General features: G+C 48.1%; 20 protein-coding genes. All 20 read left to right on the top strand.

Annotated features, from left to right (window positions below):
- The 20 genes from gvpU (at window position 1) to ACSZLD_RS14045 (ending at window position 13,365) form a co-directional block, all read left to right on the top strand.
- Window positions 1-393: a gas vesicle accessory protein GvpU gene (gene gvpU / locus ACSZLD_RS14140; protein ID WP_377907695.1), complete on the top strand. Its 393-nt coding sequence runs from the start codon at window positions 1-3 to the stop codon at window positions 391-393.
- 13 nt (window positions 394-406) lie between these two features.
- Window positions 407-868: a hypothetical protein gene (locus ACSZLD_RS14135; RefSeq protein ID WP_377907696.1), complete on the top strand. Its 462-nt coding sequence runs from the start codon at window positions 407-409 to the stop codon at window positions 866-868.
- Between the two features lie 33 nt (window positions 869-901).
- On the top strand, window positions 902-1,165 hold the full coding sequence (gene gvpA / locus ACSZLD_RS14130) for a gas vesicle structural protein GvpA (protein ID WP_168006768.1): 264 nt from the start codon (window positions 902-904) through the stop codon (window positions 1,163-1,165).
- 68 nt (window positions 1,166-1,233) lie between these two features.
- Window positions 1,234-1,512 carry a gas vesicle protein GvpR gene (locus ACSZLD_RS14125; protein WP_377907697.1) on the top strand — a complete coding sequence of 93 codons (279 nt, stop codon included), beginning with the start codon at window positions 1,234-1,236 and terminating at the stop codon, window positions 1,510-1,512.
- A 2-nt stretch (window positions 1,513-1,514) separates the two neighbouring features.
- Window positions 1,515-2,528, top strand: a complete 1,014-nt coding sequence (gene gvpN, locus ACSZLD_RS14120) for a gas vesicle protein GvpN (RefSeq protein WP_377907698.1) — start codon at window positions 1,515-1,517, stop codon at window positions 2,526-2,528.
- A 2-nt stretch (window positions 2,529-2,530) separates the two neighbouring features.
- Window positions 2,531-3,277, top strand: a complete 747-nt coding sequence (locus tag ACSZLD_RS14115) for a GvpL/GvpF family gas vesicle protein (RefSeq protein ID WP_444685556.1) — start codon at window positions 2,531-2,533, stop codon at window positions 3,275-3,277.
- Window positions 3,274-3,507, top strand: coding sequence for a gas vesicle protein GvpG (locus ACSZLD_RS14110; protein ID WP_377907700.1), 234 nt, complete (start codon window positions 3,274-3,276; stop codon window positions 3,505-3,507). The genes ACSZLD_RS14115 and ACSZLD_RS14110 overlap by 4 nt, the downstream gene beginning before the upstream one ends.
- Window positions 3,508-3,510: 3 nt before the next feature.
- Window positions 3,511-4,329 (top strand): GvpL/GvpF family gas vesicle protein, encoded by an 819-nt coding sequence (locus ACSZLD_RS14105; protein WP_377907701.1) that lies wholly within the window; start codon window positions 3,511-3,513, stop codon window positions 4,327-4,329.
- Between the two features lie 12 nt (window positions 4,330-4,341).
- Window positions 4,342-4,554, top strand: coding sequence for a gas vesicle protein (locus ACSZLD_RS14100; protein ID WP_377907702.1), 213 nt, complete (start codon window positions 4,342-4,344; stop codon window positions 4,552-4,554).
- Window positions 4,551-4,847 carry a gas vesicle protein K gene (locus tag ACSZLD_RS14095; protein WP_377907703.1) on the top strand — a complete coding sequence of 99 codons (297 nt, stop codon included), beginning with the start codon at window positions 4,551-4,553 and terminating at the stop codon, window positions 4,845-4,847. The genes ACSZLD_RS14100 and ACSZLD_RS14095 overlap by 4 nt, the downstream gene beginning before the upstream one ends.
- Before the next feature lie 16 nt (window positions 4,848-4,863).
- On the top strand, window positions 4,864-5,184 hold the full coding sequence (locus ACSZLD_RS14090) for a gas vesicle protein (protein WP_377907704.1): 321 nt from the start codon (window positions 4,864-4,866) through the stop codon (window positions 5,182-5,184).
- A gap of 132 nt (window positions 5,185-5,316) precedes the next feature.
- Window positions 5,317-5,481, top strand: a complete 165-nt coding sequence (locus ACSZLD_RS14085; RefSeq protein WP_377907705.1) for a hypothetical protein — start codon at window positions 5,317-5,319, stop codon at window positions 5,479-5,481.
- A gap of 52 nt (window positions 5,482-5,533) precedes the next feature.
- Window positions 5,534-5,797, top strand: a complete 264-nt coding sequence (locus ACSZLD_RS14080; RefSeq protein ID WP_377907706.1) for a hypothetical protein — start codon at window positions 5,534-5,536, stop codon at window positions 5,795-5,797.
- A gap of 933 nt (window positions 5,798-6,730) precedes the next feature.
- Window positions 6,731-7,768: an ABC transporter ATP-binding protein gene (locus tag ACSZLD_RS14075; RefSeq protein ID WP_377907707.1), complete on the top strand. Its 1,038-nt coding sequence runs from the start codon at window positions 6,731-6,733 to the stop codon at window positions 7,766-7,768.
- Complete coding sequence (locus tag ACSZLD_RS14070; protein WP_377907708.1) at window positions 7,731-8,750, top strand: ABC transporter ATP-binding protein; 1,020 nt, start codon at window positions 7,731-7,733, stop codon at window positions 8,748-8,750. The genes ACSZLD_RS14075 and ACSZLD_RS14070 overlap by 38 nt, the downstream gene beginning before the upstream one ends.
- A gap of 13 nt (window positions 8,751-8,763) precedes the next feature.
- Window positions 8,764-10,473 (top strand): ABC transporter substrate-binding protein, encoded by a 1,710-nt coding sequence (locus tag ACSZLD_RS14065; RefSeq protein WP_444685555.1) that lies wholly within the window; start codon window positions 8,764-8,766, stop codon window positions 10,471-10,473.
- Window positions 10,474-10,569: 96 nt separating this feature from the next.
- Window positions 10,570-11,571 (top strand): ABC transporter permease, encoded by a 1,002-nt coding sequence (locus ACSZLD_RS14060; RefSeq protein ID WP_444685554.1) that lies wholly within the window; start codon window positions 10,570-10,572, stop codon window positions 11,569-11,571.
- A gap of 12 nt (window positions 11,572-11,583) precedes the next feature.
- Window positions 11,584-12,501 carry a nickel transporter permease gene (nikC, locus tag ACSZLD_RS14055; protein ID WP_377907711.1) on the top strand — a complete coding sequence of 306 codons (918 nt, stop codon included), beginning with the start codon at window positions 11,584-11,586 and terminating at the stop codon, window positions 12,499-12,501.
- Window positions 12,502-12,659: 158 nt separating this feature from the next.
- On the top strand, window positions 12,660-12,863 hold the full coding sequence (locus ACSZLD_RS14050; protein WP_377907713.1) for a YwbE family protein: 204 nt from the start codon (window positions 12,660-12,662) through the stop codon (window positions 12,861-12,863).
- Window positions 12,864-12,933: 70 nt separating this feature from the next.
- Window positions 12,934-13,365 (top strand): hypothetical protein, encoded by a 432-nt coding sequence (locus ACSZLD_RS14045; RefSeq protein WP_444685553.1) that lies wholly within the window; start codon window positions 12,934-12,936, stop codon window positions 13,363-13,365.
- The last annotated feature ends 22 nt before the right edge of the window (window positions 13,366-13,387 follow it).

The raw sequence follows: 13,387 nt of genomic DNA, 5'->3' as shown, positions 1-13,387 counted from the left end.
ATGCCGGGAATAAAAAATGAAAAAGACGTTATTCTTCAGATGATGATCGAAGCATGCAATGACAATGAAGACTACACACTTCCGGTAACAGTCAATGTGAATGGCTCTATTATCAGCGGCGACCTCATTGGCGCTGAGCGTTATTTCACAGAATTTAAAGAGGCGTTTGATACTGATCTCGATGCAGATAAAGGAATTTATGAAAGTCTCGAGAAAGCTGCGGAGAAGCTCAGCTCCGGAGAAGAACCGGAAATTAATTATATTCATATTGCAGACGCCAAATTGTTCGATGAATCAGGGACGGCCCTCCCATCTAAAGGAGCCGTTCTCTGGCGCGGGAAGCTGAAGGAAGTAGATGGTTTCTTTTTAGGGAAAGTAAAAGAGTCCTCATAAAGGAGGTGCTTTCATGGCAGAAGAAGAGTCCTCCGACGGGATCATAGAAAAAGCAAAAAAGGTAAAAGAAAAAGTAAAAGACGAAGTAAAAGACGATGCAGAAGATGCGGTAGATTCATTGGAAGATCATTTTCCGGAGGTAGACCGGGCGGAATCTGCCTTCAAGATTGCGAAGGATTTGTATGACAAATTTCAGCATGCAAAAGAGAAGAAAGAAGAGTTTAAAGAAAACTTTGAAGAAGCCGGCGAGAAGCTGAAAGAAACAGCTGAAAAAGCGAAAGAACGAACAGAAGACATTAAACACGAGTTGAAAGGCCAGGCAGAGAATGCGAAGGAAGAAGTAAAGGATAACGCCCTGAGCAGTCATGAATCTGACGGTGGAGACGGGGTTAAAAAGGCCAGTGACATCAAGGGATACTCCAGCGTGAAGGGGGCGAGCCGCATTAAAGGGGCGGCACAGCTGAAAAAGTATTAGTATAAAAATAATGAAAGAAGGAGAGATAGGAACATGGCTATTCAGAAGAGCACCGATTCGTCCAGTCTTGCAGAGGTTATCGACCGGATTCTTGATAAAGGGATTGTCATCGACTTGTACGCGCGAATTTCACTAGTCGGCATTGAGCTGATTACGATTGAAGCACGTGTCGTTATTGCAAGTGTTGATACGTGGCTGCGATACGCAGAAGCGGTTGGACTGCTGCGGGACGAAGTACAAGGCGAAATTGACAGCGATTTATCTGACAGCGGCAGAGAACAGCTTAACTTTGCATAACGAATAGACAGCTTAGGAGGACGGCAGGATCGTCCTCCTCTTTACCATGCAGTGAAGGAGGGATTATCGTGAAGGCAAATGAACTGATTGAAGCAGTCAAAGATTTTTTTGAAGAGCATCTGTCCCCGGTACTTCGGATTACGGCCATCTCCAATAAAGGTAATTATTGGGAAGTGGGCGTGGAAATGATCGAAGAAAAAGAATACATGAAGCGGTACGGCCGCGACCAGCTGGTCGGAACCTATATGGTACGTGTTAACAATAAAAATGAAGTGACTTCTTTTGAACGAACGGCGCTTAGACAGCGAACTTCAACAGATATTTATCAGGAACAGGAGGCAGAATAAGTATGGCTGCGCAGAAGCAGGCACAAACAAGACGGGAAATCAGCGCGAGAAAATCCGGTGGAGTGCGCAGCGCACCCTCACAATCACTGGGAAAACCTGCCGAGAAAAAGCAGGAGCCTAGAAAACCTGTAAGGGAACAGGCATCCTATATTAAAACCGATGAAATTAACCACTACATTCACCGGATTTCCAGGGTTCTGGAAGCTGGATATCCGGTTCATGTTACCGGTCGGGCAGGAGCAGGGAAAACAGCACTCGCGATGGAAGCGGCAAAAAGCAGAGGACGCCCGGTGACGCTCATCACCGGTAACCACGAGATGAATAACGAGGATCTTTTAGGCGGGATCACCGGTGTCACGAGCACCAAGCTTGTGGATAATTTTATTCGTCAAGTTTACAAAAAAGAGGTAAACATTAAGGAAGACTGGACGCCGGGCAGGCTGGTGGAAGCTTGTGAAAAAGGACATACGGTAATCTACGACGAATTTTCCCGCTCTACTGCGGAAACGAACAACCTGTTCTTATCTATTTTGGAAGAGGGCCTCGTGCCGCTTTACGGAACGAAGCAGAAAAAGCGCTACGTCCAGGTCCATCCCGATTTCCGGATCTTGTTTACATCTAATCCGGAGGAGTATGCCGGTGTATTCGAGAAACAGGACGCGCTTATGGACAGATTAGTGACGATGGAAGTGCACTATACGCAAAAAACGATGGAAACGATCATTCAAAAGCGTGCAGAAGTACGCCATAAGGATGCGAAAATGATCTGGAGCCTTCTCCGTAAAATAAAAGATGCTACAGATGCGGAAAACGGGTTTGTGAGCCTTCGGTCTGCGCTTATGATCACCTCCGTTGCGAAAAAAGCGAATATTGCGCTGGAGCCTGACAATAAGGAGTTTACGGAGGTATGCACCGATATTTTGAGCGGAGAGCTTGTTCGTTTCGGCGGTGCCCCGGACTTTCAGCAGGCTGCGACAGCAGTCAGGAAAGGCCTTAAAGAAGTGCAGGGGGAATAGAAATGGGATTTTATATGTTTGCAGTTGTTCCGGGAGCGCAAAAGCCGGCGGTACGGCATGTAACGTTTGACGGGACGGAGTATCCGGTCCGGACGATCACGTATAAAGACGTAAGCGTCGTCGCAGCGGAAGCCCCGGTCAAAATATATGAACCGAATCGAAAAAATGCGAAAGCCCACCAGGATACGGTAGCGGCTGTCATGAAAGACTGTACAGTCATTCCCGTGAGCTTCGGAAACGTTGTAGAATCCGAGGCGGATGTAAAGGAATTCGCCAGTCAGCTTTACGGAAAATTTAAACAGATTTTCCCGAAAATCGAAGGGAAAATGGAAGTTGGTCTGAAGCTGACGGGAAAAAAAGAGTGGATGAAAGAGCAGGCGATGAAAAATCCGGCGCTTAAAAAAATGCAGCAGCAGCTGAACAGCCGCTCGAGACCTTCCACTTACTATGAAAACCTGGCAGCAGGGGAAGCATCGAAAAAGTTCGTTACGTCCTTCCATGAGGAGTTTGAAAAAGAAGTATTCCAGCCGCTCGCAAAGATCGCTGATGCAGCTAAATCAAACGAAACGATAAACGAACGGATGCTCTTAAACGCAGCATTCTTGCTTGACGCTGAAAAGGAAGAAGCATTTGATAAAGAAGTAAACCGGATCTATGAAAAGTGGAAGGACCGGATCGATTTTTCCTATACAGGTCCCTGGCCGGCTTACAACTTTATTGATCTGAAAGTGAAAGCAGGAAGCCCATGATTTTCAAACTGTTCACCTGGCCAATTGACACAGTAAAGTTTGTCGGTGAAAAGGTGAAAGAGGAAGTCGACAAAGAGCTGTATGATCTGGAAACGATTCAAAAGAAGCTGGCGCGGCTTCAGATGATGCTGGAGCTTGGAGATATCTCCGAGGAAGCATATGACCGTGAAGAAGCTATTCTGCTGGAACGATACCGGATTGCTAAACAGCTGGAACAGGAGGGGGGATAATCAATGTCGCTAATTTACGTTTTCGGATTTGTGCCGGAAGGCGAGGAGAAGTCAGGCTTGCCCGGAATCGAACCTCAGACAGAAGTGGCCTATGTCACGTCGTCCGGCGTTTCTGCAGCCTGTTGTGAAGTGCCTGAATCTGATTATTCGCAGGAGGCTCTGCAAGGTAATGTGGAAAATATGCATTGGCTGAAGGACAGAGCTTATCACCATCACCACATTATGCATGAACTGCAGCAGCATGCTTCGATGGTTATTCCGCTGAGCTTTGGGACAGTATATGAGCAAACGGCCGGCTTGAAAACAGTACTTGATGAGCGGGCTGCGACGATGCAGCAATTATTTTCTGATCTGAAAGGAAAGCAGGAATGGAGTATGAAGCTCTATGCGGACCGTGCTAAGTTCGATCCGCAGTTTCAACAAAACGAATCTGATATCCAAGCAAAATATGAAGAGATTGAAAAACTGCCGAGAGGCAAACAGTTTTTTGAAAAGAAGAAGCTTGGCAACTGGTTGAAAGAGAAAGCAGATGAAGAGCTTCGAAAGATAGGCGAGCGGCTGCACGCTCTGCTTGAGCCGTATTCGTCCGATTCAGTCCGAAAAAAGGTATGGGAGAAAAAGCTCAGCGGCCGGACAGAGGACATGGTATGGAACGGCGTCTACTTGTTTAAAGATGCAGAAGCTGCTGCTGCAGCGGCTGACATTTTACGAAGCGAGCAGGATCAATTTAATAAAGAAGAAACTGGTATACAAATTGAGGCGGCTGGACCTTGGCCTCCCTATCATTTCGCGGTGCTGGAACAAAAAGAAACGACCAGTTAGGAGGAGAAGCCGGTGCTTCAGGAACTGGACAAAGATAAAGATGTTGCGCTGCTGGATGTTCTCGATGCCGTTTTGGAAAAAGGTGTCGTATTGAAAGGGGATATCATGATTTCCATAGCTGATATCGACCTTGTTTATCTGGACCTGCGTATCCTGCTGACGTCGGTGGATACGCTGATAAAAAGCACAGAGCGCAAGCACGAACTTGAGGAGGAATCGACATGAATCAAACTCCGGAACTGCTGAACAGCCATCCGGGCCGAGTGTCGCTCGATCCTGACAAGGCGCAGGAGGGCCTCGCCGAGCTGGTATTGACGGTGATTGAGCTTGTCCGACAGCTTGTCGAACGGCAGGCAATGAGACGAGTGGACAGCGGGACGCTCACAGATGAGGAAATTGAAAGACTCGGTGAAGCATTATACACACTCGAAGAAAAAATGGAAGAGATGAAAGACTATTTTGGATTGACCGCAGAGGATCTGAATATTGATCTCGGGCCTCTCGGAAACCTATTATAAAGGAGTCGATTCGATCATGTCAGATTTCGATGCGATAAAACACCCAACGGCTTCAAACAGTCTTGTCGATGTGCTGGAAACTGTATTGGATAAAGGTGTGGTGATTGCAGGCGATATTTCGATCAGCCTCGCTGAAGTAGAGCTGATTACGATTCGGATCCGTCTGCTCGTAGCCTCAGTAGATAAGGCGAAAGAAATTGGAATGGACTGGTGGGAAACCGACCCATACTACTCGTCAAAAGGCGTGGAGCTGCAGCGTGAGAATGACGAGCTTCATGATAAAATTCAGCGGCTTGAAGACAGACTGCTTGCTCAGGAAGAAAGCAGTAAAAAATAGAAGCGCCGACAGGAAGGCAGAGGTATCCGTAAACCGGTGCTCTGCTTTTTTGGTGTGGCAGCCGGGCTGACGTTTCTTTATACTGGAGAGAGCCGGTACATAACAAACTTTTAAAAAAGCGGGGTGAGGGCCATGGAGGCTGCAGTCATTTTCTCTATGGGGCTGCTGTTCATGTTAGCCATTAATTTTCTTGGCAGAAGGTTCATCCCTGGTGTTAATCAGTCTGCCGACCAGCTGATTATTATTTCAATTCTTCAGGCCGCTGCTATTGTACTGATTGTCTTATTTGTTTTTTGACGAAGGGAATCTGTATCCGGAGCTTTGGCCGGTAAAGGGAAGGGAGTAACGAATGAACACGATGTGGCTCATTTTTTGGGTGCTGCTGCCGCTGTTTGCTTTTATGAGCATCCGCAGGAGACGGAAGGCTGGATTAGAGGGCTGGAAAACAGCCGTCACACCAATAAGTATGCTGAGCGCAGCAGTTATCATAGCGGTACCTTATACATTTAGTTTGCCTTATGAAACGCCCGCTGCTGCAGCAGCGTTTGTCCTTTTGATTGTCGGGGCCCTTTTTACAAAGTATAACCGAGCCCCTGAGCAGGGAGCAGCTTAGTGTTACATCGCTGAACCTGCGGTACGAGGTGATGGAAACGACGAACAGTATAAGAAAACGAAGCGGGTCTGTCCCCGTTCAGACTTGCGCCTCCGCCGGACACATCGGGAAAACGACTCTGATTCGTGGAGAACAACGTCACGACAGACGCGACTGCTTTTTTTACGTTTATCATGAATTCGATGAAGGACTGGCATCCCTATTCAACATCGAAACGTCTCGTCGGGAAGGTTCAATCTTTATGGAAGCCGATCGTATCTTCGTAACCAGGCACATGAAACGCACTGCCAGCTGCCGACATCGAAGAATCTCGGCTCAGAACGAGGCGAAGATCCGGCGGATGAAAGAAGGGAAAGCCGAGCCCGTTCCCTCCGGAAAGTGAGGGCCCGCAGATACAGGCAGATGCAACGATATTCACTTAAAACGACTTTATCGACACTTTGAGCGGGCCTGTGCCCGCTTTTTTTATTGGAGGGGGGATGGAAAAGTGATCAGGGCCATTTATAAAAACAAAGCAGGCTTCCTCAACGAACGAAAACGCTCCTCTTCAGCATATCGGTGCCAATAGATAATTATCAAAGTGGATCCCGTCATCAGGCGAGGATCAAATCGGGAACATGAACCACCCCCTCGTTGAAGCCGGAAAACATGTGAAACCGTTCATAAACGCTATCGCAGCATAATTCACGAAAAAAAGATTTTATTAGGTGTCAGATATTTCTGTAATCTAAATAAAGTCTCTAAACACTGGTACATAAGGTTTTTATCATATCATACAAGAACGATTGAATTACATGTATATCCAGAATCTTATAAAAATTTGAAAATAGTAATTGCTAAATGTGTAACAGTGTAGTAATTTATTTTTTAAGATATAATTTTTTGAATATTTTTAATTGCGTACATACTAACAGGCTTTACCGGGGGGGCAATATGAGCAGAAAAGTACTCGACGTAAAGAATTTGCAGACGCACTTCTTTACCGACAGCGGCGAAATCCCGGCCGTAGATGATGTCAGCTTTCATATTGAAGAAGGGGAAGTGCTCGGGGTAGTTGGAGAGTCCGGGTGCGGCAAAAGTGTAACGTCGCTTTCGATTATGGGACTGGTGCCGAATCCGCCAGGAAAAATTGTCGGCGGTGAAATCCTGTTTGAAGCTGGCGATGGACAAAAGATGGACTTAACGAAAATGAGCGGAAAACAGATCCGCAGCATACGCGGAAACAAGCTGTCGATGATTTTTCAGGAACCAATGACCTCCTTGGATCCGCTTTATAAAATCGGCTTTCAAATCACAGAAGGCTTACGAAAGCATCGGAAGCTATCAAAAAAAGAAGCGCATCAGAAAGCGGTTGAGATGTTGAAAATCGTCGGTATACCTAGAGCTGAGGAGATTGCTTATGAATATCCTCACCAGCTTTCAGGAGGCATGAGACAGCGGGTAATGATTGCGATAGCGATGGCGTCTGATCCTGAAATCCTTATTGCGGATGAGCCGACGACGGCCCTGGATGTAACCATTCAGGCACAAATTCTTGAGCTGATGAAGAATCTGAATCGGGATAAAGGAACCGCGATTCTAATGATTACACATGACCTCGGCGTTGTAGCAGAAATATGCGACAGAGTCGTGGTTATGTATGCAGGCAAGGTGGTTGAGCAGGGAGATGTGCGCACCATTTTAAAGGCGCCAAAGCATCCATACACGGTCGGACTAATCCGTTCGCTGCCAAAGCTCTCTGGACGAGATGAGCGGCTGTATTCGATCCCGGGCAATGTGCCAAAGCCAGGTTCCATTCAAAAAGGGTGCCGTTTTGCAGCGAGATGCGAGCACGTTTTCGACCGCTGTCTTCAGGAAGACCCAGAGCTGATTCAGCTGCGGACGGGGCACGACTGCCGCTGCTTCCTCTATGATACGGAAGGAGGTGCGCCGAATGAGCCGTCAGCCGCTTCTGCAAGTCAAAAATCTTAAGAAATTCTTCCCGATAAAGGGTGGCGTATTCGGTCGCCGCATCGGCGATGTCCAGGCTGTTAATGACGTTTCCTTTGACGTATACGAAAAAGAGGTGCTGGGCATTGTTGGAGAGTCGGGCTGTGGAAAATCCACCACCGGGAAATCCATTCTCCGCTTGATTGAGCCGACAGCCGGTGACGTATTGTTTGAAGGGAAAGATGTAACAGCCCTCTCGCAGGAAGAAATGCGAAAAATGCGTCGCGACATGCAGATTATTTTTCAGGATCCCTACGCTTCCTTGAATCCAAGGCATAAAATCGAAAAGATTCTCGGGGAGCCTTTGATTGTTCATGGCATCGGTACGAAAGAAGAACGACGAAAGAAAGTGGAAGAGATTCTGCAAATCGTCGGCCTGCCGCCTGAGCATGCGTCCCGTTATCCGCATCAGTTCAGCGGAGGGCAGCGCCAGCGGATTGGCATTGCCAGGGCGCTGATCGTTCGTCCAAAGCTGATTATTTGCGATGAGCCTGTTTCGGCGCTCGATGTATCGATTCAGGCCCAAGTGCTGAATTTGATGGAGGATCTGCAGGAACAGTTCGGTCTTACCTATGTGTTTATTGCGCATGACTTAAGCGTCGTAAAACATATCAGTGACCGGATCGGTGTCATGTATCTCGGTAAGATGGTAGAGCTTGCAGATAAAGAGGATTTGTATGCAGAGCCGCTCCATCCCTATACGCAGTCTCTCTTATCTGCAGTGCCGGAGCCGGACCCTGATCTGAAGAAAGAACGCATTATTTTAGAGGGGGATGTTCCGAGCCCGGCAAATCCGCCTTCCGGATGCCCTTTCCATACACGGTGTCCTCACGTTATGGAGGAATGCCGCACGGTCGTACCCGAGTTTCGGGAAATCAGAGCTAACCATTTTGCTGCTTGTCACCTCTACAACGAGGAGCGTACGGGACAATCAGCAGAAACCACTATACATCACCAATCTTAAAGGGGGAAATGGAATGAAGAAGTCTTTTGTACTGACGTCAGTTGCTGCAGCTGCGCTGCTATTCACAGCCTGCGGCGGAGAAAACAACGAACAAAATACAGATGTCGACAACAACGCTGAAGCGAACAATGCTGCAGATGATGGGGCCGATGAGAACAACGGTGCGGATGCTGAGGATAATGGAGATGAAGAAGCAGGAACACCTTCTGAAGACCAGACGCTGATTTTTGCCAGGGGCGGCGATTCTGTCAGCCTGGATTATGCGAGCGTAACAGACGGAGAATCGTCCCGTGTGACAGAACAGATTTATGAGTCGCTGCTAAGCTTTGAAGAGGCTTCGTTTGAAATTCAGCCTGGGCTTGCAGAAGACTGGGAAGTGCATGATGACGGCATGCGGTACACGTTCCAGCTGCGTGAAGGGGTAACGTTCCATGATGGAACAGACTTTAATGCAGATGCGGTCAAACTGAACTTTGAACGCTGGGCTGATCCGGATCATGAATTCCATTTCGCTGATGAAGGATACGCATACAGCGTGTACGGAACGCAGTTTGGTGGTTTCGTGGGAGACGAAGGCCACGTGATTGATGAAATTAACGTGCTTGACGACTATGAGGTTGAATTTGTACTGAATCAGCCGCTCGGATCGTTTATTCAAAATATGGGGATGAGCTACTTCTCGATCACGTCTCCAGCAGCCTTTGAAGAGTATGGAGCAGAAATTAACGAGAATCCGGTTGGGACAGGCCCATTCCAATTTGTCAGCTGGTCTCGTGATGATTCAATCGTACTGGAGAAATACGAGGACTACTGGCAGGAAGATCTGCCTAAGCTGGATCAGGTAATCTTCCAGGTGATCCCGGATAATTCCGCTCGTCTGACGGCTCTTCGTTCCGGAGAGATCGATATTATGGACGGACTGAACCCGGACGATTTGGAGCAGCTTGAAGGAGAAGAAGGCGTTCAGACATTTGAGCGTGCAACAAATAACATCGGCTATCTGGGCTTTAATGAAGACAAAGAGCCGTTCGATGATCCAGAGTTGAGGCGTGCATTGAACCATGCGATCGACAAAGAAAATCTGATTTCCCTGCTTTATGCTGACATGGCAGAGCCGGCTAAGAATCTGATTCCACCTGATTATCTGGGCTACAATGATGACATTGAAGCGTATGAGTATGATCCGGAGCTGGCTCAGCAGATGCTGGAAGATGCAGGCTATGAAGACCTGGAATTTGATCTTTGGACGATGCCTGTTGCACGTCCATACATGCCGGATCCTCAGAGAGCTGCAGAGGTTATGCAGGCAAACCTCGATGAAATTGGTGTAACGGCGAATATCGTCAGTATGGAGTGGGCGACGTACCTGGAGCAGACAGAAGCAGGTGAACATGACCTGTTTATGCTCGGGTGGTCCGGTGTAAACGGTGATCCGGACTACTTCTTCGGCAACCTGCTTCATTCAGACGCAATTCCTGGCGGTAACCGTAATTTCTACCGCAATGATGAAGTAGATGCACTTCTCGATGAAGCGAAGGTTACGATTGATGAAGACGAGCGTGCAGAGCTTTACATGGAAGCTCAAGAAATCATCCATGAAGACGCGCCGATGATTCCACTCGTTCATTCCATTCCGGTTCTTGCGGGCAGCGAGCGGGTTTCTGGATACGTACCGCATCCATCTACCAGTGAGCCGTTGACAAACGTTGAACTTATGGATTAAAAGCATATTGGTGCAGCGGGCAGGTTGCCTGTCCGCTGCGTTCCTTATGCAGAAAAACGGATACATACGCTGTAAGGCAGCGGGGGGTGCAGGCAATTGCTTTCATATACGATAAGAAGACTGCTCATGCTCATTCCGGTTTTGATCGGGATGTCGCTGATTACATTCTCCATCATTCATTTAATACCAGGTAACCCTGCCCAGACCATTCTCGGCGAGCAGGCTACTCCTGCGGCAATTGAACAGCTTGAAGAACAGCTGGGGCTGAATGAACCGTATTTTGTACAGTATACAGAATACATGTTAGGTCTGCTCCAGGGAGATCTCGGAAACTCGCTGCGAACAAACGCGGCAATCTCTGCAGAAATCTGGCCGTTTCTAGCGGCTACAATTGAACTGACGTTTTTTGCAATGGTATTTGCTGTAATTGTGGGCGTTAACGCCGGAATTATCAGTGCTTGGAAGCAGAATTCTATGTTTGATTATACAGCTATGCTGATTGCTCTCATCGGTGTATCGATGCCAATATTCTGGCTGGGGTTAATGCAGCAGTGGGTGTTTGCCCAGGAGCTCGGATGGCTGCCGGCTTTTGGCCGCTCCAATCCACGGGACCCTGTGGAAACAGTCACCCATTTTTATCTGATTGACACCTTGCTTTCAGGAAGACCGGACCAGTTTGTTACGTCGTTGAAGCACCTCGTTCTCCCGGGAATCGCGCTCGGTACGATTCCTATGGCGATTATTGCGAGAATGACAAGATCGAGCATGCTGGAAGTCCTGCGCTCCGACTACATACGGACCGTGCAGGCAAAGGGAATCAATCACATGTCCATCGTGTATCGACACGGGTTTAAAAATGCGGTTATCCCAGTTTTGACAGTAGTCGGTCTGCAAACTGGAACCTTGCTGGGCGGGGCGATTTTAACAGAAACGATTTTCAGCTGGCCTGGAATCGGGAGATACGTGTTTGAAGCGATCGGTACACGGGATTATCCTGTTATTCAGTCCGGCATTCTGGTCATCGCTACCATGTTCGTATTTATCAATCTGATCGTGGATCTGCTTTACAGCTATATCGATCCTCGTATTAAATATTAGGGGGAGAGGAACATGGAACAGGCTAACAAACAAAAAAGCCCCATTCCAGGCCCTGAAAACGATGAGGCCGGCACGGTGCTGCCAGCACCAGCCTCTCCCTGGAAGGTCGCTTATAAGGAACTGAAGAAAAACAAGCTTGCGCTTGTCGGATTGTTTATTATCGCCTTTTTTATTCTGACAGCGATTTTTGCACCGCTGTTGACGAGCTATCAGCCTCAATCGATCAATGCCGGTCCCAGGCTCCAGTCTCCGAATGCGGATCACTGGTTTGGTACGGACGATCTGGGACGGGATATCTTCACGAGAATTGTGTACGGGGCTAGAATTTCCCTAATGGTCGGTTTCTTTGCTGTAACCGGTGCCCTTTTCTTCGGCTCTCTTCTCGGGATTATAGCCGGATACTTTGGGCGCTGGATTGATATGATTATCTCGCGCATCTTTGATATTATGCTCGCATTTCCATCCATTCTGCTTGCGATCGCGATCGTAGCGATTCTTGGTCCGTCTCTGCAGAATGCGTTGATCGCGATTGCGATTATCAATATTCCGATTTTTGGCCGTCTTGTCCGATCGAAAGTTATCTCAATCCGGGAAGAGGAGTACATTCTTGCGGCTAAAGCTCAGGGAATGAAGAGCGGGAGAATCCTTATTCATCACGTCCTGCCTAACAGTACCGCACCGATTATTGTTCAGGCAACGCTCGGTTTTGGTACGGCCATTCTGGAAGCCGCAGCACTTGGGTTTCTCGGGCTTGGTGCCCAGCCGCCGACGCCGGAATGGGGCAGCATGCTCTCTGATGCACGGCAGTATATTCAGAGCGCCCCTTGGACGGTACTATTCCCGGGTCTCTCGATCATGCTTGTTGTACTCGGCTTTAATATGATTGGCGATGGCCTTCGCGATGCACTTGATCCAAAAATGAAAACATAAGCGCTGGACCGTCCGGTGACCGGACGGTTTTTTCGTTTGTTCGTGCAACTGATCATCTGCCGACTCAGCCTCTACGCACCCTGCAGCATGGAATAGAGTGAGTGCTTTTTCACAGCAGTATAATAAGCTATACTGTATAGGAAAGGGGGGCTGCGGATATGAGTGGCCAGAACAGAGCATCCGTTACTCCGGGAGCGAGAGTAGCAGTCGTGCAAAAACAAGATCAGCGCAGCGGTAAGCTGACAGAGGGTGTCGTAAAAGATCTTTTGACGAAATCAGCGACGCATCCGCATGGAATAAAGGTCCGGCTGGAAGACGGCACCGTCGGACGTGTAAAAGAAATTCTGGATCAGAAGCAATAACTAGTCCGGGACGCTTCGCAGATTGCTTGCGGGCGTTCTTTTTATAAGGTTGAGACAGGAGCGTATCATCATGTCATTTTTATTTGCAAAACAGAACAACTGGACGGTGCTCGGATTTTTATGGGCAGTCACAGCAGTGATGACAGCTTGGCTGACGGCGGCCAGAATTCATTTTGGCGGCGTCGGTCTGCTGGAGGCTGCAGCAGCGTTCACATCGCTGCTCGCTGTAATCGTCAGCTTTTATTTTTTTCGGCTGCACCGGATGGAGCTGTTTCGAATCGAGGAGGACGGAATCTATATCCACGAAGGGCCTGCACGAAAAAAACGTCTGGTGCGATGGACTCAACTGCATTATGCTATTTGGACCCAAGAGGGCTGCCTTCTGGTGAAAGAAGACGGAGAACAGGAAGTTCTGCAGACAAACATGCTGAAAGAAGAAGATATCTCCCTTTTTTATGAGCAGATCGGGACAAAACGACCGGTTTATAAGCGGATAGACTGAGGTTATCTCCTGCTTGGACCGG

The sequence above is a fragment of the Alkalicoccus luteus genome, assembly GCF_052061695.1.
Taxonomy (GTDB): Bacteria; Bacillota; Bacilli; order Bacillales; family Salisediminibacteriaceae; genus Alkalicoccus; species Alkalicoccus luteus.
Note: the sequence above shows the minus strand (reverse complement) of the source record. Positions and strands in the feature narration are given on the sequence as shown.